We start from the raw sequence: 21,921 nt of genomic DNA, 5'->3' as shown, positions 1-21,921 counted from the left end.
CCGTGCCCGTGCGACCGTGAGCGGCGCGGTGTGACCGGTGACCGGTGACCGCCTGCGGTCGGTGACGCGGACGGCCCGGGCGGCGGCCACCACGGCCCGCGTCACCAGGCCAGGTCCTCCAGGGCGTCCAGGTCCAGCGGCGCCGGCGCCGGGGGTTCCGCGCCGCCGGTCAGCGGCAGCTCCGCCCAGATCACCTTGCCGCGCTCGGTGTAGCGGGTGCCCCACCGGTCGGCGTACTGCGCGACGAGGAACAGCCCGCGCCCGCCCTCGTCGGTGGTGGCCGCGTACCGCAGGTGCGGGGAGGTGCTGCTGCCGTCGGAGACCTCGCAGATCAGGCTCCGGTCGCGCAGCAGCCGCACCCGGACGGGCGCGCTCCCGTACCGGATGGCGTTGGTGACCAGCTCGCTGAGGATGAGCTCGGTGGTGAAGGCGATCTCCTCCAGCCCCCAGGCGGTGAGCTGCGCCGACCCCGCGTTGCGCACCCGCGACACGGCCGACGGCTCCCCGGGCACCTCCCACTCGGCGATCCGGCCGGCCTCCAGCCGCCGCGTGTCGGCGATCAGCAGGGCGATGTCGTCGCTCGGCACCGGGAACAGCATCGCGCCGAGCACGTCGGCGCACGCCTGGTCGGGGCTCCGGCCCGGCCGGGACAGGGCCTCGGCGAGCAGGCGCAGCCCGGTGTCGAAGTCCCGGTCGCGGTCCTCGACCAGGCCGTCGGTGAACAGCGCGAGCCGGGTCCCCTCGGGCAGCCGGAGTTCGGTGGCCTCGAAGGGCATGCCGCCGACACCGAGGGGGAGACCGGCCGGCAGCTCGGGGAACTCCACGCGCCCGTCGGGGTGGACCAGGGCGGGCCCGGGGTGACCGGCGCTCGCCATCACGCACCGGCCGGAGACGGGGTCGTAGACGGCGTACAGGCAGGTGGCGCCGGTGACGGCGGCGGGCTCCTCGAGGAACTCCGTCCCGCCGTCGCCTTCGCCGGGTCCGGGTCCGGCGAAGGTTCCGTCGGAGCCGCCGCCGGGGACGTCGGCCGGGCCCGGACGGGTCTCGCTCTGGTCGATCCGGTTGATCAGCTCGTCCAGGTGCCCGAGCAGTTCGTCGGGGGGCAGGTCCAGGGTGGAGAAGTTGTGCACCGCGGTCCGCAGCCGGCCCATCGTGGCCGCCGCGTGCACCCCGTGCCCGACGACGTCCCCGACGACCAGCGCCACCCGGGCCCCGGGCAACGGGATCACGTCGAACCAGTCCCCGCCCACCCCCGCCGTCGCCGGCAGGTAGCGGAAAGCCGCGTCCACGGCCGTCTGGTCGGGCAGCACCCGGGGCAGCAGGCTCCGCTGGAGCGTCACGGCCGTCGCGTGCTCCCGCGTGTAGCGGCGGGCGTTGTCGATGGAGACGGCCGCGCGCGCCCCGAGCTCCTCGGCGAACGACAGGTCCTCCTCGTCGAACGCCTCCGGGGTGTCGGCGGCCCGCCAGAAGTTGGCCATGCCCAGGACCACCCCCCGCGCCTGGAGCGGTACGGAGATCAGCGAATGCAGCCCGTAGTCGAGGGCCACCCGGGTCCCGGCAGGGTCCTGGGCCCGCCACCCCATGGTGGCGTTCAGATCGGCCGCGAGCACCGCGTGCCCGGCGCTCAGCGCCGCCGACATCGGGGCCGTCGACACCACGAAGCGGATGACGTCGCCGACCGGCTGGAGCGGCTGGTCGGTGCGTACACCGGTCATCGCCGCCCGGCGCATCTCGGTGTACACGCCGTCGGCGCGGCCGGGCTCGTCCCCGCGCAGCACCGGCTCCAGCAGCTCCACGGTGACGAAGTCGGCGAAGCGCGGCACGGCCACCTCCGACAGCTCCTCGGCGGTCCGCACCACGTCCAGGGTCGTGCCGATCCGCACCCCGGCGTCGTACAGCAGCTGCAGCCGCTCCCGGGCCACCTCGGCCCGGCCCGAGAGCGCGGCCAGCTCGGTGGTGTCGCGCAGGGTCATGACGCTGCCGGAGGGCCGGCCCGCGTACGGCTCGGTGGGCCGTACGTTGACGGCGAGCAGCCGGTCGCCGGCGAGGTGGACCTCGTCCGTGGCGACCCGTCCGGAGACGAGCAGTTCGGTGGTGCGCGGGTCGAGGCCGAGGCCGGTGACGTGGAGCTGCTCGGAGTCCGCGGGCAGGTTCAGGAGGCGGCGGGCCTCGTCGTTGGCGAGGATCAGCCGGCCGTCGGCGCCGATGATGAGCACGCCCTCGCGCACGGCGTGCAGGACCGCCTCGTGGTGCTCGTTCATCCGGTTCATCTCGGCGGCGCCCAGGCCGTGCGTCTGGCGGCGCAGCCGGCGGCTGACGAGCGCGGCGCTGCCGGTGCCGAGCAGCAGGGCGCAGACGGCGGCGCCCAGGAGCAGCGGGAGCTGGTCCTCGACGACCTCGGAGACGTTCTCCACCTCGATGCCGGTGCTGACCAGGCCCACGACGGCGCCCCGCGCGTCCCGTACGGGCACCACGGCCCGGACCGCGTCGCTGGGCGCTCCCTCGAAGGACTCGGTGAACGACTGCCCGGCGGCGGCGCGCGAGAGGTCGCCGGTGGCGCGCCGGCCGATCAGCTCGGGCCGCGAGTCGGTGTAGCGGATCCCGGAGGTGTCCATGACGGCGATGAAGTCGATCCCCGAGGCCCGGCGGGCGGCCTCGGCCAGCGGCTGGAGCCCGAGCGTCGGGTTCGGCGCCCTCAGTGCCTCGGGCAGGCCGGGAGCGTGCGCGAACGCCTCGGCGGCCGCGAGCGAGCGGTGGCGGGCGTCGCGCTGGCTGTCGAAGCGGGCCTGGACCACCAGGGCCACCGAGGCGGCGGTGATCAGCAGCAGCACGATGACCGCCTGCAGGGCGAAGACCTGACCGGCCACACTGCGCGCGCCCAGGGTCAGGCGCGCGAGCAGCCGCGCACCCCACCCGGTCGGCTGGCGACCCTTACGTCCGGTCATGAGCCATTTCTAACACTGTCGCGGTGGTTTGGCGGTGGCTGCGGGGACACCCGCGGCCGCACGGCACCCGCGCCGGGTCCTCAGGCGGCGCCGGGGCCGCCCCCGTACGGGCCCGCGCGGGCTCCGGCCCGGGAACGGCCGGGGGCCCGGACCCCCGAAGGGGCCCGGGCCCCCGGCCACCGAGCCGGGGACCGGTACGCCGGTCCGCGGAAACCGGGTCCGTCAGAGGATGTCGGCGGCGATGCGCGCCGCGACCCGCTCCAGCAGGGGGCCCGCGTTCGGGATGGACTTGGCCGGGTCGGGCTCCAGGTCCGTCAGCGGGTACGCCCGGCGGATGCCGGCCGCCTCCAGGGCCTCCTGGCTCAGCAGCAGGCGCCCGCAGACCGCGACCACCGGCTTGCCCGCCGCGCGCGCGGCTGCCGCCACGCCCGCCGGGGCCTTGCCGTGCAGGGTCTGCTCGTCCAGTGAGCCTTCGCCGGTGATGACCACCGTGGCCCGCTCCAGCGCCGTAGCGAAGCCCAGCACCTCCAGCATCAGTTCGATACCGGGGCGGAACGTCGCGCCGAGCAGCAGCGCTCCGTAGCCGATGCCACCGGCGCCGCCCGCGCCCGGGAGCACCGCGCACTCGGCGGCCTTCGCGCCGATCGACTTCTCCAGCACCACCGCGAAGTGGGTCAGCGCCGCGTCGAGGGCCGCCACGTCCTGCGCGGAGGCGCCCTTCTGCGGGCCGTAGACCGCGGGCGCGCCCTTGGGGCCCGTCAGCGGGTTGTCCACGTCGCTGGCGAGGACGAAGTCCACGTCGGCGAAGCGCGGGTCCACCCCGGACAGGTCCGCGGAGGCCAGCGAGGCCAGCGCGCCGCCGCCCGGGCCGACCGGTTCGCCGTTCGCATCCAGGAACACCGCGCCCAGCGCGGCCAGCATGCCGGCCCCGCCGTCGGTGGTGGCGCTGCCGCCCACGCCGAAGACGATCGAGCGGGCGCCCGCGTCCAGGGCGGCCTTGAGCAGCTCGCCCGAGCCGTACGTGGTCGCGGTCAGCGCCGCGAAGGTGCCCGCCGGCAGCAGCTGCAGCCCGGAGGCTTCCGCCATCTCGACCACCGCGGTGCCGTCGCGCAGCGCGAAAGCGGCCGTGACCTGGTCACCGAGGGGCCCGGTGACCCGTACCTCCCGGCGTTCGAAACCGGCCGCCACGGCGGCCGCGACCGTACCGTCGCCGCCGTCCGCGACGGGGAGGGTCTCGATCTCCACGCCCGGTACGGCCTTGCGAAGGCCGGCCGTCACCCGCTCCGCGACCTGCACGGCCGTGAGCGAACCCTTGAATTTGTCCGCGGCGATGAGCACGCGCGCGGCCTCAGTTACTGCTCCGTCCGTCACTTGCCATTCCCTTGCTATCGAACAGTGCAGTCGCGCCGCCATGAGCCTATCCGGAGGATCCTCCTATGCCCATGGGTGGCCTGGGCCACACCCGGCGCACCATTGTCCCAAAGAGGTATACAAGCCCACATAGTGGGGCCGTATGAGCGCGGAATCGCTGGAACAGTCACGTCCGGATGTCCCGGGCGGGGCATCCGCCGGCCCGGTGGACGCCGCGCCCGACCGCAGCGTCGTCCCCCGGGGGATCCTGATGGCCGCGGTCGCCGCCGTGCTGCTCGTCGCGGGCGGCCTGAAGTTCGCCACCCGCGGCTGCGGCGCGTCGCCGACTCCAGGGGCCGCGACCGCGAGGACGGAGGCGATGCGGGGTCCCCGGAGGTGTGAACGGACGCGGGCGGTACGGAGGGTGTGGTTCCGACTCTGCCGCGGCCGGCGCGGAGGATGCGGTTCCGCCTCCGCCGCGGGCCGGTGACCGATTGATCCGCAATGGCGCCCTTCGGGAGGGGGCCTCCACCCGCTCGGGCCGCGTGGGTAGGGTGGCGTCGTGACCACCACCGATGACTACGCCACCTACATCGCGAGCCTGCCCCGGGTGCTGGCCGGAGCCGCCGCCCTCTACCGCGACGCGGAGGGCCGGGTGCTGCTCGTCGAGCCCAACTACCGTGCCGGCTGGACCCTTCCGGGCGGCACCATCGAGTCGGACCGCGGTGAGTCGCCGCGTACGGCCGCCCGCCGCGAGAGCGCCGAGGAGATCGGCATCGACGTGCCGCTGGGCCGGCTGCTCGCGGTGGACTGGACCCTCGGCGCGGGCCGCCCGCCGCTCGTCGCGTACGTCTACGACGGCGGGGTGCTGGACGCCGGGCAGCTGGCCTCCGTCACCCTCCAGGAAGAAGAACTCCTCTCCTGGCGGCTGGTCGACCCCGCCGAGCTGACCGCGTACCTGCCCGGATCCCTCGGCCTGCGCACCACGGAGGCCCACCGTGTCCTCCAGTCGGGCGAAGGCGCCGCGGAGCTGGAGAACGGCCTGCGGCCGGCAGCCGGCTAGGACGACCCGGGCCCGCCCGGAGCCCGACGCCCGGAGACGTCATCCGGAGCCCCCGCAGGCCCGCCCGCGCCGCCCGGCGACACCGCGCCCCCTTCGACCAGGACACGATTCAGCAGATGATCACGATGTACGCCTGGCCCAGCACCGCCGACGGCCCGGACGCCCTCCCCATGGTCCACTTCACGACCGACGAACAGGCCGGCGCCGAGGTCACCCCCGAGGGGACGCCGGTCTGGCTGTTCGACTCCGCGATACGCGACGGCGGCTGGGCCCAGTTCACCGACTTCGAGGGCTGGTCCGTCCCCGCCCCCGGATGGCAGGCCCTCTACCGCCGTGAGGACGACTTCCTCGCCGTCACCGGACCGGGCTCCTGCGAGGGCTGGTACGAGGGCGGGCTCGGCGCCGAACCCGACTGGGTCGAGGCGGCCGCCGTCCAGCAGAGCGTGGTCCTGCTCGCCGCCCCCGTCCAGCACCCCTCGCTCTACGCGTACGCCGTGGAGGCGGGCGCCGCCTTCGCCCTGCTGATCCCGCTCGCCGTCGTCTGAGCGGAGCCGGCCGGCCGCCTTTCGTACACTCACGGACATGGCATGCCGCATCAGTGAGCTGGTCCTCGACGCCGCCGACCCCGAGCGGCTCGCCGCGTTCTGGAACGAGGTCCTCGGCTACGTGGAGCTCGGCCGGGAGGACGACGGGAGCATCGAGATCGGCCCGCCCGACGACGGCCCGCGGCCCACCCTCGTCCTCAGCCCCAGCAGCTCCCCGCGACCGGGGAAGCTCCCCCTGCACCTCGACGTCAGCGCCACCGACCGCGACCAGGACGCCGAGCTGGAGAGGCTGCTCGCGCTCGGCGCCCGGCCCGCCGACGTCGGCCAGAGCGGCACCGAGACCTGGCACGTCCTGGCCGACCCGGAGGGCAACGAGTTCTGCCTCCTGCGGACCCGGATCCGACCCGCCTGACGACGCGTCCCGACACCCCCTAGACCAGCCGGCCCGCTCCCGACTCGAAGTCCAGCAGCCGGACCTTGCGCTCCAGACCGCCGCCGTAGCCCGTCATGCCGCCCGAGGCCCCGATCACCCGGTGGCAGGGGACGATGATCCCGATCGGGTTCTTTCCGTTGGCCAGGCCGACCGCGCGGGAGGCGTTCGGCTTGCCGAGCCGGTCCGCCAGCCGCCCGTACGACCAGGTCTCGCCGTAGGGGATGCGGACGAGCTGGTCCCACACGCTGCGCTGGAAGGCGGTGCCCTCCAGCCGGAGCGGCAGGTCGAACGCGGTGAGCTCGCCGGCGAAGTACGCGGCCAGCTGCCGCACCACCTCGGGGAAGGGCTCCTCACCGGCGGCGACCCGCTCACCGAACGACTCCTCCGCCGGCCGGTGCCGCTGCTCCGTCATGTACAGGCCGCTGAGGACGCCGTCCGACGCGACCAGGGTGAGCGGTCCGTACGGGCTGTCGACAACGGTGTGCTGCTTGCCGCTGGTGCTGCTGGGGTTCATGGTCGTACGCGCCTTTCAGGCGGGGAGGTGGTTGACGGGGTGGTCGTCGGTGGCCCACAGGTACTGGACGGCGTAGGCACGCCAGGGCCGCCAGCCGGCCGCCCGGGCGGTCAGCGCCGCCGGGGTGGACGGCAGCCCCAGGCCCCGCGCGGCCCGCCGGACGCCGAGGTCGGAGGCGAGGAACGCGTCCGGGTCGCCGAGCGCCCGCATCGCGATCACCTCGGTGGTCCACGGCCCGAAGCCGGGCAGCGCCGAGAGCCGGGCGCGGGCCGCGTCCCAGTCGCTGTCGATGCCGAGCGGCAGCGAGCCGTCGGCCAGTGCCGCGACCAGGGTGGTGAGCGTGGCACGCCGGCTGCGCGGCAGGGCCAGCGTCTCCGGGTCCAGCCCGGCCAGCGCCTCCGGGGACGGGAAGAGGTGCGTCAGCCCGCCGTGCGGGTCTTCGACGCGTTCGCCGTGCGCGGTCACGAGCCGGGCCGCGTGTGTGCGCGCCGCGGCCGTGGACACCTGCTGCCCGAGCACGGCCCGTACGGCGAACTCCGCCGCGTCGACCGTACGGGGAACCCGGCGCCCCGGAGCCTTGTCCACCAGCGGAGCCAGCAGCGGATCGGAGCGCAACTGCCCGTCCACCGCCTCCGGGTCCGCGTCCAGGTCGAGCATCCAGCGGCAGCGGCTGATCGCGATGGTGAGGTCGCGCAGGTCGGTCAGGGCCAGCCGGCAGGCGATGTGGTCGGGCCGCGGGGCCAGCGCCACCACACCCGTGCCGTACGGCAGGCGCAGGGTGCGCCGGTAGGCCCCGTCGCGCCACTCCTCGACCCCGGGCACCGCGGTCGCGGCGAGGTGTCCGAACAGGTTGTCGGGATTGAGGGGGGCGCGGAACGGCAGCCGCAGGCTGATCGTCCCGGGGAGGCGGGGCTGCGCGTCGGGCCGGCGGCTCGCCTTCGCCGCGCGCTCCCGCAGGTCACTGGGGGAGAGGGCGAAGACCTCGCGCACGGTGTCGTTGAACGTGCGGATCGAGGAGAACCCGGAGGCGAAGGCCACGTCGCCCATGGGGAGTTCGGAGGTCTCGATGAGCAGCCGGGCGGTCTGCGCGCGCTGCGCCCGGGCCAGGGCGAGCGGGCCCGCGCCGAGCTCGGCGTTCAGCTGCCGTTCCACCTGGCGGGTCGAGTAGCCGAGGCGGGTGGCGAGACCGGGCACGCCCTCGCGGTCGACGACCCCGTCCTGGATGAGCCGCATCGCGCGGGCCACGGCATCGGCGCGGGCGTTCCACTCGGGCGACCCCGGGCTGGAATCGGGCCGGCACCGCTTGCAGGCGCGGAAACCGGCCTGCTGGCAGGCGGCGGCACTGGGCAGGAAGGTCATGTTCGCGACCTTGGGCGGTACGGCGGGGCAACTCGGCCGGCAGTAGATCCGGGTGGTCAGGACGGCGGTGAAGAACCATCCGTCGAAGCGGGCGTCCTTCGACCGCACGGCTCTGACGCAGCGCTCGGTGTCGGTGTGCATGAGTCCAGGATCCCCGTACGGGGAGAGGTCGGCTGGCGGTTTTCCGACATCGAGACTACGCGGCCTGGCGGGTCACCGGTCCCGGTGGAGGGCTCCACCGCGCTCCCGCACGCCGCCGCCACGGCAGCCTCCGCGGCCGGTCCGGCTACCGCGGCCGGTCCGGCTACCGCCGCGGCCCGCCCGTGCCCGGGGCCCGCCGCCCCCTGGTCACCCGCCCGCCTGGTCACCCGCCCGCCTGGTCACCCGCCCGCCGGAGCCGGGCCCGCCGCCAGCCGGTGGGCGTCCCGGGCCAGGGTCAGGGCGATCAGGTCGTGCGGGCGCGACAGGGAGCGGGACGTGAGGTGCTCCAGCCGCCGCAGCCGGTTGAACACCGTGTTGCGGTGGCAGTACAGCCGGGTCGCCGCCCGCCCCGCCGAGCCCTCGGCCGCGAGCCAGGCGTCCAGCGTCTCCAGCAGCACCGCCCGGTCCGCCGGGTCCAGCTCCAGGAGCGGGCCCAGCACCGCCTGGACCAGTTCCCCCGCCAGCTCGGGCTGGCGCACCACCAGAGCGGCCGGCAGCCGGTCCGCGAGGCGCACCAGGGTCCGGTCGTCCGGCGCGCACGTGCGCAGTGCCGTCTCCGCCAGCCGCCGCGCCCGGCCCAGCTCCGCCAGGCCCTCCACCACCGGGCTGATCCCGCCCGGGCCCGGGCACCGGTCGGCGAGCTCCCCGTACAACTCGTCGAGCGAGGACTCCCCGAGGGACACCACCGCCAGCTCCAGTTCCGCCCGCATCCGCCAGAACATCCGCATCCCGCCCGCCGCCGCCACCCGGTGCACCGAGTCCCGCCGGTCCACCGGGAGCACGACCACCGCGTACCGCCCCTGCTCCGGCAGGTCCAGGCCGGCCGCCGCGCGCGCCGCGAGGCCCGGCGCCGCGGTGCCCTCCAGCAACGCGTCCAGCAGCGCCTGCACCCGCTCGTCACAGCGCCGCCGCAGCTCCAGCTCACCCGCCCGGTAAGCCTCCGCCGTGGCCGCCGCCTGCTGCTCGATCCCGGCCCACATCGCGCCCGCCGTCCGCGCCAGGACCGGCAGGGCGTCGGGCGTGTCCTCCGTGACGATGTCCAGCAGCGCGTCCCAGGTCAGACGGCCCGCGCGCCGGTACGCGTACAGCAACAGGTCGAGCGGCAGGCCCTGTTCGGCGCGCCTGCGCCCCAGCTCCTGCGCGTACGCCAGGTCCTTGCGCGGGTCGCAGCGGCGCGCGGCGAACGCCTCGATGCCGTACCGCATCGCCTCGGACACCTGCTGCCAGTGCTCGTCGCGCGGCACCGCCAGGTCGAACAGCGGCGAGTGCTTCGCCAGATCGCCGATCAGCCGTTCCGTCAGCGCCGGAACGCGCTCCAGCAGTACCTCGGCCGCCGCCAGCAGTACCGACCATTCCGCTTCCGTGCGCGCCCTGCGTCCGCCCATGGCCGCCGAGGATGTCACCCCCCGGCCGCCGCCGTAAGGGGCCGCGTCGACAGGTCTGTGCCACTGCACAACGCCACCCCGCCCCCGGCTGGTCATCCGCAGCGATTGCGCTTGCGGCCGTGGACGCCCGTCCCGCCCGGTGCTGGTCTGTGCGCCAGCACAACGTCGAAGAAAGGAGGGCATGTGGCTTCGCTCCAAGTGCGCGCTCTGTCCGTCGGCTACGGGCCGGTACGGGCGCTGCGCGACGTGTCGCTCGACGTGCCCGAGGGCGCCGTCGTCGTCGTACTCGGCGGGAACGGCGCGGGAAAGACGACCCTGCTCCGGGCGGTGTCCCGGACGCTGGCCTTCCACCGGGGCGCCGTGACCGGCGGGAGCGTCACCTTCGACGGCAGGGCGCTGGACGGGATCTCCCCGGCCCGCGCGGTGGCCGCCGGGGTGGTGCAGGTCCCCGAGGGGCGGCAGGTGTTCGCCCGGATGACGGTCGCGGACAACCTGCGGGCCGGAGCCCTCGGCTCCCGGGCCGGCTCCCGCGCCGACACCGCCCGCTCGCTGGCCCGCGTCCACGAGCTGTTCCCGGTCCTCGCCGGGCGCTCCCGGCAGCGCGCCGGGCTGCTCTCGGGCGGCGAGCAGCAGATGCTGGCACTGGGCCGGGCACTCATGGCCCGGCCCCGGCTGCTGCTCCTCGACGAGCCCTCGCTGGGGCTCGCGCCGAAGATGGCCGCCACCATCGCCGAGACGATCACCGAGATCAACGCCTCGGGCACCTCGGTGCTCCTGGTGGAGCAGAACGCCGCCCTCGCGCTGCGGCTCGCCTCCCACGCGTACGTCCTGGAGGTCGGCGAGGTCACCCTGTCCGGACCGGCGGCCGAGCTGGCCGCCTCCGACGAGGTCCGCCGCCGTTACCTCGGCATCACGGACGAGGCGGCCCCGCCCCCTGCGGCGACCCGCCCGCTGGCGAGGTGGTCGGCGTGACCGCGCCCGAGACGCCGCAGCAGGCGGGGCCCCCGCCGCTCACCGTCAGCGACGTCACCGTCCGCTTCGCCGGCCTGACCGCCCTCGACGCGGTCTCCTTCACCGTCGAGCCGGGCAGCGTCCACGCCGTCATCGGCCCCAACGGCGCCGGCAAGTCCACCTGCTTCAACGTGCTCTCCGGGGTCTACCGGGCCGCCTCCGGCAGCGTCCGCTTCGGGGACAGCGAACTCACCGGCCTCGCCCCGCACGCGGTCGCCGCCCTCGGCATCGCCCGCACCTTCCAGAACCTGGCGCTGCCCCCGCACACCACGGTCGCCGACAGCCTGCTCCTCGGCCGCCACCGGCTGATGCGGTCCGGTTTCCTCGCCAGCGGCCTGCGGCTGCCGTCCGCCGCCCGCGAGGACCGGCGCCACCGCGAACGGGTCCGCGAGATCGCCGCCTTCGTCGGCCTGGAAGCCGACCTGGCCGCCCCCGCGGGCTCCCTCCCGTACGGCAAACAGAAACTCGTGGAGCTCGCCCGGGCCCTGTGCATGGAGCCCCGGCTGCTGCTCCTGGACGAACCGGTCGCCGGGATGACCGCGGACGAACGGCAGCGCACCGCCGCCGTCGTCGCGGGCGTCCGGGACGGCCTCGGCATATCGATCGTGCTGGTCGAACACGACATGGGGGTGGTGATGCGGCTCGCGGACGCGGTGACCGTACTCGACTTCGGAAAACGGATCGGCGGCGGGACACCCGCCCAGGTGCAGAGCGACCCCGCGGTCGTGCGCGCCTACCTGGGCGAGGAGGAACCGGCCGCGTGACCACCTTCCTGGAACTGCTGCTCGGCGGCCTGTCCATGGGCTCCGTGTACGCGCTGATCGCCCTCGGCTTCGTCATCATCTTCAAGGCCACCGAGGTCGTGAACTTCGCCCACGCCTCCCTCCTTCTCGCCGGCGGGTGGGTGACGGCCGTCCTCCACGACGACATCGGCTTCTGGCCCGCCCTCGTCGTCGGCATCGCCTCGGCCGCCGCGGTCGGCGCCGCGGTGGAGTTCCTCGTGATGCGGCGCTACCGGGGCCAGGACCAGAGCGTCCTGGCCATCGTCACCATCGGCGTGGACATCCTGATCACCACCGACCTCACCCGACGGATCGGTACGGACGTCCTCGCGCTCGGCGACCCGTGGGGCGACGCCGTCGTCCACCTCGGCCCGGTCACCCTCCCGCAGACCCGGATCGCCGCCCTCGTCTCCGCCACCGTCCTGATCGGCGCGTTCCTGCTGGTCTTCCGGTACACCGCCTGGGGGGTCGCCATGCGGGCCGCCGCCGAGAAGCCGGAGACCGCCGCCCTGATGGGCGTCCGGCTGGGCCGGGTCTCCCTCGCCGCCTGGGCGGTCGCCGGGGCCCTGGCCGCCGTGGCCGCGCTCTTCCTGACCGTCTTCCCCACCCCCGGCCTGGAACGGGCCACCTCGCTGGCCGCCCTCAAAGCCTTCCCCGCCGCCATCCTCGGCGGCCTCGACTCCACCACCGGAGCCCTCGCGGGCGGTCTGATCGTCGGCGTCACCGAGGCCATGGCCACCGGGTACCAGAGCCAGCTCGCCTTCCTCGGCCGCGGCATCGGGGATCTCGCCCCGTACCTCGTCATGGTCGCGGTCCTGTTGCTGCGCCCGGCCGGCCTCTTCGGAACGAAGGAGCCCGCCCGTGTCTGAGCACGAGACCGCGGTACCCGGCCCGCAGGGCGCCCCCACCGGCCCGGCCGGGCCCGCGGCCCCCACGACGCCCGCCGCCGCGCCGGGCCCCGGGGCGCCCGCCGGGCCCACCACCACCTCCGGCCGGGTCCCCGCGCAGCCCGGCGGCGGTCGCAGCCGCACGACCGTCCGCGGGCTCCGGCCCCCGGCGGCGCGGTACCGCCTCCGGTACGCCCTGTGTGCCGCGGGGGGAGCCGTGCTGCTGGCCCTGCCGTTCTACCTGGACCGCTTCTGGCTCCAGGCCGGCCTGTTCGCCATCGCCGCCGCCATCGGCGCCATCGGCCTCAACCTGCTCACCGGATCCACCGGGCAGCTGTCCATGGGGCACGCCTTCTTCCTGGCCGTCGGCGCGTACGGCTACTGCGTCCTGGCCGGCGAGGGCGGCCGCTCCGGCGGCCACCAGCTGATCGGGCTGGGCCTGCCGAGCTGGCTCGCCGCCGTCCTCGCCGTCGCCCTCGCGGGCGCCGCCGGGGGCCTCTTCAGCCCCATCGCCGGCCGCCTGCGCGGCGCCTACCTCGGCATCGCCACCCTCGCCCTGATCTTCATCGGCCAGCACGTGCTGTTCAACGCCACCGCCCTCACCGGCGGTTTCAACGGCCGCCCCGTCGAGCCGCTGTCCCTCCTCGGCGTCACCTTCGACGACACCGAGACCGTGATCGCGGCCGTCCCCTTCCAGTCCGCCGAGAAGCTCTGGTACGTGGCCCTCGCCGCGCTCCTGTGCTGCGCCCTGTTCGCCCGCGGCGTCCTGCGCGGCCGCCCCGGCCGGGCCCTGAACGCCATCCGGGACCACAGCATCGCCGCCGGGGTGATGGGCGTGCCCGTGGCCCGCCACCGCGCCGCCGTGTTCGTCCTGTCCTCCATGTACGCCGGCCTCGCCGGGGTCCTGCTCGCCCTGGTCTTCCAGCGGACGGTCCCCGACTACTTCGGCATGGTCCTGTCCCTCGAGTACCTCGCCATGATCGTGATCGGCGGCCTCGGGACCGTCGCCGGCGCCGTCGTCGGCGCGGCCTTCGTCTCCCTGCTGCCCCAGCTGCTCACCCGGTACAGCGACGCCCTGCCCCTGGTCACCGCCCCCGGCAGCGGCGGCGTGTCCCCGGGCGAGGCGTCCCGCTACCTGTACGGCGCGGCCGTCGTCGCGGTGGTCCTGTTCCTCCCCGGCGGCCTGGCCCGCCTGCGCCCCTCCCAGCCCGCACGCCCCCCGAAGGAGCCAGCGTGACCAGAGCCCGTACGACCGCCCGCCCCCGCAAGCGCGCGCGACTCGCACCGGCGGCCCTCGCGGCCGCCCTCGTCCTCACCGGCGCCGCCGGATGCAGCGCAAAGGCGGGCGGCGGCGCCGGTGACAAGCAGGGAGAGGACGGCCTCAAGACCGGCAAGGGCGTCTCCGCCACCGCCATCCGGCTCGGCGCCCTCACCGACATGACCGGCGTCTACGCCTCCCTCGGCAAGAGCGTCACCCAGGCCCAGCAGCTGTGGGTCAAGCAGGCCAACGCCGCCGGCGGCATCTGCGGCCGGCAGCTGGAGCTGACGGTCCGCGACCACGGCTACGACCCGCAGAAGGCACTCGCCGGCTACACGGAGCTGGAGCCCGAGGTGCTCGGCTTCGCCCAGTTCATCGGGTCCCCGTTCGTCGCCGCCGTCGAGGACCGCGTCGACGGCCAGGACAAGGGCCTGGTCATCCCGCAGGCGTGGTCCGCGTCGCTGCTGGGCAGCCCGTACGTCCGCACGGTCGGCGCCACGTACGACATCGAGACGGTCAACCTGATCGGCTACCTCCTCGAACAGAAGCGGATCGCCTCCGGCGACAAGATCGGGCAGGTCTACTTCGAGGGGGACTACGGCGAGAACGCCCTGGCGGGGGCCAAGCACGCGGCCGCGGAGGCCGGGCTGACCGTCGTGGAGCAGAAGATCAAGCCCACCGACAACGACATGTCCGCGCAGGTCGCGGCCCTCAAGCAGGCCGGGGTCAAGGCCGTCGTGATCAGCGCCGGACCCCGGCAGGCGGCCTCGCTCGTCGGCGTCGCCGCGGCCGGTGGCTGGAACGTCCCGGTGGTCGGCAACAACTCCGCGTTCTCGCCCCAGCTGCTCGCCACCCCGGCGGGCGCGGCCCTGCAGAAGGACTACTACGTCGCCGCGTCCACGCTCCCCATCGGCTCCACCGAACCCGGACCGGCGGCCCTCGCCGCGGCCTACAAGGCGGAGTACCCGGGCGCGGCCCTCGACAACGGCGTGGTGGCCGGGTACTCGGCCGCGGGCGTCTACGGAGAGGCGCTGAAGACGGCCTGCGCCGGCAAGGACCTCACCCGGGAGGGCGTCGGCAAGGCGCTGCTGACCCTGAAGACCTACGACGGCGGCTTCGGGATCACGCACGACTTCTCCGACCCGAAGGCCCCCTCGACCCGGCAGAGCGTGATCATGAAGCCGGACGAGAAGACCCCGGGCGGTCTGAAGGTGGTCAAGGAGGCCGGGGTCGTCCCGGCGGCGGAGAAGTACACCCCGGCGGGCTGACCACCCCCGTACCCGTACCTCCCCGGCCGTGTGGCCGGGGAGCCCTCACACACCCCCTCCCGGCCTTCGCAGGGCCCGTACGGGCCCTCCCCGGCCCGTGGCGTCCTCCGCGGCCGGGAGGGGGGGCGGGGGGCGCCTGGGGCGGTGTACGGTCCCGGATCCCCGGCGCCGCGTACGCCGCGCCGGTGGGCCGTACGACAAAAGGGCCCCGGATGCCGTCTGGCATCCGGGGCCCTCTCACACGTCGAGCACAGCGCTACGGCTGGGTGGCCCGCGCCTCGCGGCGGTTGTGCCGGAAGGTGTTGGCCCTCCGGGTGGTCGCGAACAGCGGGATGGTCGCCGCCAGCGCGATCTGCAGGGCGCAGCCCGTCTGGAGCAGCAGCTGGCCGCCCGGGGCGTCGAACGCCCAGGCCGCCAGCAGGCCCATCGCACCGACGATCCAGCTCAGCATCGCCACCGCGAGGACACCCCGCGGCTTGGGGTACTCGACCCGGCTCACCATCAGCCAGGCCACCCCGATGATCGCCAGCAGCGTCGGGACGAACGGCAGCTCCAGCAGCACGATCGAGACGACCGTGAGCGCGCCGAAGGGGCTCGGCATGCCCTGGAACATGCCGTCCTTCAACGTCACACAGCTGAATCTCGCGAGCCTGAGCACCACGGCCAGGAGCACCACGATCGCGGCCAGCGCCGACATCTTCTGGTGCGCGTCGTCGGCGACCATGCCGTAGACGAGCACGAAGTACGCGGGAGCCAGGCCGAAGCTGATCAGGTCGGACAGGTTGTCCAGCTCGGCGCCCATCGGCGAGCTGCGCAGCTTGCGGGCCACGATGCCGTCGAAGAGGTCGAAGACCGCGGCGAGCAGCATCAGTATCACTGCCGTCGCGGCGCTGTGACGGGCCATGCCCGACTCGTTGCTGCCGGTCAGGTGCGGGATGAGGATTCCGGTGGTGGTGAAGTACACCGCCATGAATCCGCACGTCGCGTTGCCGAGGGTGAGGGTGTCCGCTATCGACAGCCGCAGCGAGAGCGGCATGTCGTCTTCGGCGGACTCCTCCTCGGAGGACTCCGGAACCCAGCCGGCGGCGGGAGTCTCAGGGTCAGTCACGGTCAATTCGGGTCACCCCCGCGGTGGTGGCCTGACCGACCTCGACCGCGACCTCGACACCCTCGGGGAGGTAGATGTCGACTCGGGACCCGAAGCGGATCAGACCGATGCGTTCGCCCTGCTCCACCTTGGTACCGGCCGGCAGGTAGGGCACGATGCGACGGGCGACGGCGCCGGCGATCTGCACCATCTCGATGTCGCCGAGCTCGGTGTCGAAGTGCCAGACGACGCGCTCGTTGTTCTCGCTCTCCTTGTTGAACGCCGGAACGAATCCGCCGGGGATGTGCTCCACGGACGTCACCGTGCCCGCGAGGGGCGCCCGGTTGACGTGGACGTTCAGCGGGCTCATGAAGATCGCGACGCGGGTGCGTCCGTCCTTCCACGGCATGATGCTCTGCACCACACCGTCGGCGGGCGAGATGACGCGGCCCTGGGTGATCTCACGCTCGGGGTCGCGGAAGAACCACAGCATGCCCGCCGCGAGCGCGGTGACGGGCACGGCCGCCGCGGCCCAGCGCCCGGACGTGCGAGCCCGGGTGAGGCTGAGCGCCGCGGTGGCGACGGTCGGCAGAAGCCACGGCGATGCTCCGCGCGCGAGGCGTACGCCAAGGAGGCTGTCGCGAGGTGCAGAGGTTTGGCTGTGGGGCATGGATGACCTTCGTAGCGGGTGATTGCCGCGCCGCAAACAGGGGGACGGGACGGCGGCTTTACTGGAATGCTATCGGTTGCGCGCAACAACTGGGCAAGCCAGAAGCCGAGTCGATGGCCGTCGGCCAGTGACCGGTAGTGACTCTTCTGCGACGAACCCATGGACGATTCGCCGCAAAAGGTACTTTCAGCCCTGGAGCCGGTACTCCTCCAGCAGGCGTCGCCCGATGATCATTTTCTGGATCTCGGCGGTACCCTCGCCGATCAGCAGCATCGGAGCCTCGCGGTAGAGGCGCTCGATCTCGTACTCCTTCGAGAAGCCGTAGCCACCGTGGATACGGAAGGCGTCCTCCACGACCTCCTTGCAGTATTCGGAGGCGAGGTACTTCGCCATCCCTGCTTCGAGGTCGTTTCGTTCCCCGGAGTCCTTTTTGCGTGCTGCATTCACCATCATCGCATGGGCGGCTTCGACCTTGGTAGCCATCTCCGCCAGCTTGAACTGGATGGCCTGGTGCTCGGCGATCGCCTTGCCGAAAGTGTGACGTTGCTGGGCATATGACACGCCGAGTTCGAAAGCACGCTGAGCGACGCCACAGCCACGCGCCGCCACATTCACGCGGCCGACCTCGACCCCGTCCATCATTTGGTAAAACCCTCGGCCGGTCTGGCCTCCGAGGACCCGATTGGCCGGAATGCGCAGTCCGTCCATGATGAGCTCGGTCGTGTCGACGCCCTTGTAGCCCATCTTGTCGATCTTGCCCGGGATCGTCAGGCCCGGACGGACCTCACCGAAGCCCGGCTCCTTCTCGACGAGGAACGTCGTCATCGACTTGTGCGGGGCCGTGCCCTCGGGGTGTCCTTCGTCACTCCGGACGAGAACGGCCACCAGAGTGGACGTGCCGCCGTTCGTCAGCCACATCTTCTGGCCGTTCAGGACGTACTCGTCACCGTCCTTCACCGCCTTGGACGTGATGGCCGACACGTCGGAGCCGAGCGCCGGCTCGGACATCGAGAACGCGCCGCGCACCTCGCCCAGCGCCATCCGCGGCAGGAAGTGGTCCTTCTGCTCCTGCGTGCCGTGCTGCTTGAGCATGTACGCCACGATGAAGTGCGTGTTGATGATGCCCGAGACGGACATCCAGCCCCGCGCTATCTCCTCGACGCACAGGGCGTACGTGAGGAGGGACTCACCCAGGCCGCCGTACTCCTCCGGGATCATCAGGCCGAACAGGCCGAGCTCCTTGAGGCCGTCGACGATGTCCTGCGGGTACTCGTCGCGGTGCTCCAGCTGCGTCGCGACCGGGATGATCTCCTTGTCGACGAACTCCCGGACGGTCTTGAGGATCTCCCGCTGGACGTCCGTGAGCCCGGCGGTCTGGGCGAGTCGGGCCATGGCTACTTCACCTGTTCCTTCAGCGTGGGGCGGCCGGGCTGCTCGCCGCCGCGCTCCTTGATGTACGTCTCGGTCGGGACCATCACCTTGCGCCGGAAGACGCAGACGAGGGTGCCGTCCTGCTTGTAGCCCTTGGTCTCCACGTAGACGATGCCGCGGTCGTTCTTCGACTTCGACGGGGTCTTGTCGAGGACCGTGGTCTCGCCGTAGAGCGTGTCGCCGTGGAAGGTCGGTGCCACGTGGCGCAGCGACTCGATCTCCAGGTTGGCGATGGCCTTGCCGGAGACGTCCGGGACGGACATGCCCAGCAGCAGCGAGTAGATGTAATTCCCGACGACCACGTTCTTGCCGAAGTCGGTGGTGTTCTCGGCGTAGTTGCTGTCCATGTGGAGCGGGTGGTGGTTCATGGTCAGCAGACAGAAGAGGTGGTCGTCGTACTCGGTGACGGTCTTTCCGGGCCAGTGCTTGTAGACCGCCCCGACCTCGAATTCTTCGTACGTGCGTCCGAACTGCATCGGGATCAGGGCCTTTCTAGTTGACGGGGATCTCGAACTTGGTGGTGCGCTCCATGCCCGCCGCGCGGCCCTTGCCCGCGATGACCAGGGCCATCTTGCGGCTGGCCTCGTCGATCATCTCGTCGCCGAGCATCGCCGAGCCCTTCTTGCCGCCGGCCTCGGAGGTGCACCAGTCGTACGCGTCGAGGATCAGCTCGGCGTGGTCGTAGTCCTCCTGCGAGGGGGAGAAGACCTCGTTCGCCGCGTCGACCTGGCCGGGGTGCAGCACCCACTTGCCGTCGAATCCCAGCGCCGCCGCCCGGCCCGCCACCTCGCGGTAGGCGTCCACGTCGCGGATCTGGAGGAAGGGGCCGTCGATCGCCTGGAGGTTGTGCGTACGGGCCGCCATCAGGATGCGCATCAGGATGTAGTGGTAGGCGTCCGCGCCGTATCCGGGCGGCTGCATGCCCACGACCAGCGTCTTCATGTTGATCGAGGCCATGAAGTCGGCCGGGCCGAAGATGATCGTCTCCAGCCGGGGGGAGGCGGCGGCGATCTCGTCGACGTTCACCAGGCCCTTGGCGTTCTCGATCTGCGCCTCGATGCCGATCTTGCCGACCTCGAAGCCCATCGTCTTCTCGATCTGGGTCAGGAGCAGGTCCAGGGCCACGATCTGCTGGGCGTCCTGGACCTTCGGCAGCATGATGCAGTCGAGGTTCTGGCCCGCGCCCTCGACGACGGTGATCACGTCGCGGTACGTCCAGTGGGTGGTCCAGTCGTTGACGCGCACGACCCGGGTCTTGCCCGTCCAGTCGCCGTTGTTCAGCGCGTCCACGATCGTGTGGCGGGCGCCCTCCTTGGCGAGCGGCGCGCAGGCGTCCTCCAGGTCCAGGAAGACCTGGTCGGCCGGCAGGCCCTGGGCCTTCTCCAGGAAGCGCGGGTTCGACCCCGGGACCGCGAGGCAGGAGCGGCGCGGGCGGAGACGGTTCACCGGGTGGATCGGCGTGGTCATGCGGGGACCTCCGTGCTTGCAACGATGTCGGTGCTGATGAGGGGCTCGAGCTTGTTGGCCTTGCGGATCTCGTCGACGATACGTCCGATGATCTCCGTGATGCCGAAGTCCTTCGGCGTGAACACGGCGGCGACTCCGGCCGCCTTCAGCGTCACGGCGTCGGCGTTCGGAATGATGCCTCCGACGATGACGGGGATGTCACCCGCCCCCGCCGCGCGGAGCCGTTCCAGGACATCCGGGACGAGCGCGCAGTGCGAGCCGGACAGGATGGACAGTCCCACGCAGTGGACGTCCTCCGCCAGCGCCGCCGAGGAGATCTCCTCGGGTGTCAGCCGGATGCCCTGGTAGACCACCTCGAAGCCCGCGTCGCGGGCCCGGACGGCGATCTGCTCGGCGCCGTTGGAGTGCCCGTCCAGTCCCGGCTTGCCCACCAGCAGGCGCAGCCGGCCCGCGCCGAGCTCGTCGGCCGTACGGGAGACCTTCTCGCGGACGAGGGCCATCGGCGTGCCCGCCTCGGCGGTGACCGCCACCGGGGCCGAGGAGACCCCGGTCGGCGCGCGGAACTCTCCGAACACCTCGCGCAGGGCGATCGACCACTCGCCGGTGGTGACGCCGGCGCGGGCGCACTCCAGGGTGGCCTCCATCAGGTTCTCGGTGCCGGCCGCGGCGTCCTTCAGCCGGTCCAGGGCCTGGCGGACCGTCGGGAAGACGAACGGGTCGCCGTTGCCCTGCCGGTCCGAGGACTCCTGGCGCTCGGCCCGCCAGCGCCCGATCCGCTCGACGATCTGGGCCTCCACGGCCCCGTCGACGGTCATGATGGCGCCGTCCAGGTCGGAGGTGAGCGGGTTCTCCTCCGTCTGCCGGAAGCAGTTGACCCCGACGATCTTGTCCTCGCCGGCCTCGATCCGGGCCCGCCGCTCGGCGTGCGAGGAGACCAGCTGGGACTTCAGGTAGCCGGACTCGACGGCCGCCATCGCGCCGCCCATCTCCTGGATCCGGTCGATCTCGGACAGGCACTCGGCGACCAGGGACTCGACCTTCGCCTCGATGACGTGCGATCCCTCGAAGATGTCCTCGTACTCCAGCAGGTCGCTCTCGTGCGCCAGGACCTGCTGGATGCGCAGCGACCACTGCTGGTCCCACGGCCGGGGCAGCCCCAGCGCCTCGTTCCAGGCGGGCAGCTGCACGGCGCGGGCGCGGGCGTCCTTGGAGAGGGTGACGGCCAGCATCTCCAGCACGATGCGCTGGACGTTGTTCTCCGGCTGGGCCTCGGTCAGGCCGAGGGAGTTGACCTGGACGCCGTACCGGAAGCGGCGCTGCTTGTCGTTCTCGATGCCGTAGCGCTCGCGGGTGATCTTGTCCCAGATGCGGCCGAAGGCGCGCATCTTGCACATCTCCTCGATGAAGCGGACGCCCGCGTTCACGAAGAAGGAGATCCGGGCGACGACCTCGCCGAACCGCTCCTCGGGCACCTGGCCCGAATCGCGCACCGAGTCCAGCACGGCGATGGCCGTGGACATCGCGTACGAGATCTCCTGGACCGGGGTGGCCCCGGCCTCCTGCAGGTGGTAGCTGCAGATGTTGATCGGGTTCCACTTCGGGATGTGGTTGACCGTGTAAGCGATCATGTCCGTCGTCAGGCGGAGGGACGGTCCCGGCGGGAAGACGTGCGTCCCGCGCGAGAGGTACTCCTTGACGATGTCGTTCTGGGTGGTGCCCTGGAGCTGGGAGATGTCCGCTCCCTGCTCCTCGGCGGCCACCTGGTAGAGCGCCAGCAGCCACATGGCGGTGGCGTTGATCGTCATCGAGGTGTTCATCTGCTCCAGGGGGATGTCCTGGAACAGCCGCCGCATGTCGCCCAGATGGGAGACCGGGACCCCGACCCGGCCCACCTCGCCGCGGGCGAGGATGTGGTCCGGGTCGTAGCCGGTCTGCGTCGGCAGGTCGAACGCGACCGACAGGCCGGTCTGGCCCTTGGCGAGGTTGCGGCGGTAGAGCTCATTGGACGCCTCGGCCGTGGAGTGGCCGGCGTACGTCCGCATGAGCCACGGACGGTCCTTCTGGCGCTCTGTCATCTCAGGCTGTCCCTTTGGCCTTTGAGGCGTCTCAGACGTTGCGGAAGCGGTTGATGGCGTCGAGGTGCGTCGCGCGCATCTCGTGGTCGCGCACGCCCAGGCCCTCTTCGGGGGCCAGGGCGAGGACGCCGACCTTGCCCTGGTGGAGGTTGCGGTGGACGTCGTAGGCGGCCTGGCCGGTCTCTTCCAG

Annotated in this window: 19 protein-coding genes and 1 pseudogene; 8 read left to right on the top strand and 12 right to left on the bottom strand. The window is 72.8% G+C overall.

Annotated elements, in window-relative coordinates; all coding sequences use genetic code 11:
- Positions 1 to 101: 101 nt before the first annotated feature.
- Positions 102 to 2,945, bottom strand: coding sequence for a SpoIIE family protein phosphatase (locus tag ABT106_RS10890; protein ID WP_351275209.1), 2,844 nt, complete (start codon positions 2,943 to 2,945; stop codon positions 102 to 104).
- Positions 2,946 to 3,167: 222 nt separating this feature from the next.
- Positions 3,168 to 4,316, bottom strand: a complete 1,149-nt coding sequence (locus ABT106_RS10885; RefSeq protein ID WP_351275207.1) for a glycerate kinase — start codon at positions 4,314 to 4,316, stop codon at positions 3,168 to 3,170.
- Positions 4,317 to 4,857: 541 nt separating this feature from the next.
- Between ABT106_RS10885 and ABT106_RS10880 the strand changes: the two genes are divergently transcribed.
- The 3 genes from ABT106_RS10880 to ABT106_RS10870 all read left to right on the top strand — a co-directional run bounded on the left by ABT106_RS10880 (position 4,858) and on the right by ABT106_RS10870 (position 6,315).
- Entirely contained in the window at positions 4,858 to 5,358 is a 501-nt protein-coding gene (locus tag ABT106_RS10880) for an NUDIX domain-containing protein (protein ID WP_351275205.1), read from the top strand.
- Positions 5,359 to 5,474: 116 nt separating this feature from the next.
- Complete coding sequence (locus tag ABT106_RS10875; protein WP_351275203.1) at positions 5,475 to 5,903, top strand: hypothetical protein; 429 nt, start codon at positions 5,475 to 5,477, stop codon at positions 5,901 to 5,903.
- Between the two features lie 37 nt (positions 5,904 to 5,940).
- Complete coding sequence (locus ABT106_RS10870) at positions 5,941 to 6,315, top strand: VOC family protein (protein ID WP_351275201.1); 375 nt, start codon at positions 5,941 to 5,943, stop codon at positions 6,313 to 6,315.
- A 19-nt stretch (positions 6,316 to 6,334) separates the two neighbouring features.
- On the opposite strand, the gene ABT106_RS10865 is transcribed toward ABT106_RS10870, so the two are convergent.
- The 3 genes from ABT106_RS10865 to ABT106_RS10855 form a co-directional block, all read right to left on the bottom strand.
- Positions 6,335 to 6,850: a methylated-DNA--[protein]-cysteine S-methyltransferase gene (locus ABT106_RS10865; RefSeq protein ID WP_351275199.1), complete on the bottom strand. Its 516-nt coding sequence runs from the start codon at positions 6,848 to 6,850 to the stop codon at positions 6,335 to 6,337.
- Positions 6,851 to 6,865: 15 nt separating this feature from the next.
- Positions 6,866 to 8,350: a DNA-3-methyladenine glycosylase 2 family protein gene (locus ABT106_RS10860; RefSeq protein ID WP_351275197.1), complete on the bottom strand. Its 1,485-nt coding sequence runs from the start codon at positions 8,348 to 8,350 to the stop codon at positions 6,866 to 6,868.
- Positions 8,351 to 8,589: 239 nt separating this feature from the next.
- Positions 8,590 to 9,795: a PucR family transcriptional regulator gene (locus ABT106_RS10855; protein ID WP_351275195.1), complete on the bottom strand. Its 1,206-nt coding sequence runs from the start codon at positions 9,793 to 9,795 to the stop codon at positions 8,590 to 8,592.
- Positions 9,796 to 9,978: 183 nt separating this feature from the next.
- On the opposite strand from ABT106_RS10855, the gene ABT106_RS10850 reads away from it, so the two are divergent.
- From ABT106_RS10850 to ABT106_RS10830, 5 genes are all read left to right on the top strand, one after another.
- Positions 9,979 to 10,767: an ABC transporter ATP-binding protein gene (locus ABT106_RS10850; protein WP_351275193.1), complete on the top strand. Its 789-nt coding sequence runs from the start codon at positions 9,979 to 9,981 to the stop codon at positions 10,765 to 10,767.
- Complete coding sequence (locus ABT106_RS10845; protein WP_502979298.1) at positions 10,755 to 11,570, top strand: ABC transporter ATP-binding protein; 816 nt, start codon at positions 10,755 to 10,757, stop codon at positions 11,568 to 11,570. Before ABT106_RS10850 ends, ABT106_RS10845 begins: the two co-directional genes overlap by 13 nt.
- On the top strand, positions 11,567 to 12,457 hold the full coding sequence (locus tag ABT106_RS10840; protein ID WP_351275189.1) for a branched-chain amino acid ABC transporter permease: 891 nt from the start codon (positions 11,567 to 11,569) through the stop codon (positions 12,455 to 12,457). Before ABT106_RS10845 ends, ABT106_RS10840 begins: the two co-directional genes overlap by 4 nt.
- A 214-nt stretch (positions 12,458 to 12,671) precedes the next feature.
- Positions 12,672 to 13,712 (top strand): branched-chain amino acid ABC transporter permease, encoded by a 1,041-nt coding sequence (locus tag ABT106_RS10835; protein ID WP_351275262.1) that lies wholly within the window; start codon positions 12,672 to 12,674, stop codon positions 13,710 to 13,712.
- Positions 13,709 to 15,001 carry an ABC transporter substrate-binding protein gene (locus ABT106_RS10830; protein WP_351275187.1) on the top strand — a complete coding sequence of 431 codons (1,293 nt, stop codon included), beginning with the start codon at positions 13,709 to 13,711 and terminating at the stop codon, positions 14,999 to 15,001. The genes ABT106_RS10835 and ABT106_RS10830 overlap by 4 nt, the downstream gene beginning before the upstream one ends.
- Before the next feature lie 256 nt (positions 15,002 to 15,257).
- Here ABT106_RS10830 and pssA read toward each other — a convergent pair whose 3' ends face one another.
- The 7 genes and pseudogenes from pssA to ABT106_RS10795 form a co-directional block, all read right to left on the bottom strand.
- On the bottom strand, positions 15,258 to 16,115 hold the full coding sequence (pssA, locus tag ABT106_RS10825) for a CDP-diacylglycerol--serine O-phosphatidyltransferase (protein WP_351275185.1): 858 nt from the start codon (positions 16,113 to 16,115) through the stop codon (positions 15,258 to 15,260).
- Positions 16,102 to 16,758 carry a phosphatidylserine decarboxylase gene (locus tag ABT106_RS10820; protein WP_351275183.1) on the bottom strand — a complete coding sequence of 219 codons (657 nt, stop codon included), beginning with the start codon at positions 16,756 to 16,758 and terminating at the stop codon, positions 16,102 to 16,104. The genes pssA and ABT106_RS10820 overlap by 14 nt, the downstream gene beginning before the upstream one ends.
- Before the next feature lie 186 nt (positions 16,759 to 16,944).
- Positions 16,945 to 18,150, bottom strand: a complete 1,206-nt coding sequence (locus tag ABT106_RS10815) for an acyl-CoA dehydrogenase family protein (protein ID WP_267720682.1) — start codon at positions 18,148 to 18,150, stop codon at positions 16,945 to 16,947.
- Positions 18,151 to 18,152: 2 nt separating this feature from the next.
- Positions 18,153 to 18,665, bottom strand: a complete 513-nt coding sequence (locus tag ABT106_RS10810) for a MaoC family dehydratase (protein ID WP_267720681.1) — start codon at positions 18,663 to 18,665, stop codon at positions 18,153 to 18,155.
- Between the two features lie 16 nt (positions 18,666 to 18,681).
- On the bottom strand, positions 18,682 to 19,656 hold the full coding sequence (locus ABT106_RS10805) for an HpcH/HpaI aldolase/citrate lyase family protein (protein ID WP_351275180.1): 975 nt from the start codon (positions 19,654 to 19,656) through the stop codon (positions 18,682 to 18,684).
- Positions 19,653 to 21,731, bottom strand: coding sequence for an ethylmalonyl-CoA mutase (locus ABT106_RS10800; RefSeq protein ID WP_351275178.1), 2,079 nt, complete (start codon positions 21,729 to 21,731; stop codon positions 19,653 to 19,655). Before ABT106_RS10800 ends, ABT106_RS10805 begins: the two co-directional genes overlap by 4 nt.
- Before the next feature lie 31 nt (positions 21,732 to 21,762).
- Positions 21,763 to 21,921, bottom strand: a pseudogene (locus ABT106_RS10795) (crotonyl-CoA carboxylase/reductase); the annotation flags it as partial.

The sequence above is a fragment of the Streptomyces sp. NPDC002044 genome, assembly GCF_040296725.1.
Classification (GTDB): domain Bacteria; phylum Actinomycetota; class Actinomycetes; order Streptomycetales; family Streptomycetaceae; genus Streptomyces; species Streptomyces antarcticus.
The sequence above is the reverse complement of the archived record's forward strand: the minus strand, read 5'-3'. Positions and strand labels throughout refer to the sequence as shown.

What these genes read in the sequence shown, in the direction of transcription:
- ABT106_RS10890 (WP_351275209.1), bottom strand. Translation starts at nt 2,945, where the DNA reads ATGACCGGACGTAAGGGTCGCCAGCCGACCGGGTGGGGTGCGCGGCTG.
- ABT106_RS10875 (WP_351275203.1), top strand. Translation starts at nt 5,475, where the DNA reads ATGATCACGATGTACGCCTGGCCCAGCACCGCCGACGGCCCGGACGCC.
- ABT106_RS10870 (WP_351275201.1), top strand. Translation starts at nt 5,941, where the DNA reads ATGGCATGCCGCATCAGTGAGCTGGTCCTCGACGCCGCCGACCCCGAG.
- ABT106_RS10865 (WP_351275199.1), bottom strand. Translation starts at nt 6,850, where the DNA reads ATGAACCCCAGCAGCACCAGCGGCAAGCAGCACACCGTTGTCGACAGC.
- ABT106_RS10860 (WP_351275197.1), bottom strand. Translation starts at nt 8,350, where the DNA reads ATGCACACCGACACCGAGCGCTGCGTCAGAGCCGTGCGGTCGAAGGAC.
- ABT106_RS10855 (WP_351275195.1), bottom strand. Translation starts at nt 9,795, where the DNA reads ATGGGCGGACGCAGGGCGCGCACGGAAGCGGAATGGTCGGTACTGCTG.
- ABT106_RS10820 (WP_351275183.1), bottom strand. Translation starts at nt 16,758, where the DNA reads ATGCCCCACAGCCAAACCTCTGCACCTCGCGACAGCCTCCTTGGCGTA.
- ABT106_RS10815 (WP_267720682.1), bottom strand. Translation starts at nt 18,150, where the DNA reads ATGGCCCGACTCGCCCAGACCGCCGGGCTCACGGACGTCCAGCGGGAG.
- ABT106_RS10810 (WP_267720681.1), bottom strand. Translation starts at nt 18,665, where the DNA reads ATGCAGTTCGGACGCACGTACGAAGAATTCGAGGTCGGGGCGGTCTAC.
- ABT106_RS10805 (WP_351275180.1), bottom strand. Translation starts at nt 19,656, where the DNA reads ATGACCACGCCGATCCACCCGGTGAACCGTCTCCGCCCGCGCCGCTCC.
- ABT106_RS10800 (WP_351275178.1), bottom strand. Translation starts at nt 21,731, where the DNA reads ATGACAGAGCGCCAGAAGGACCGTCCGTGGCTCATGCGGACGTACGCC.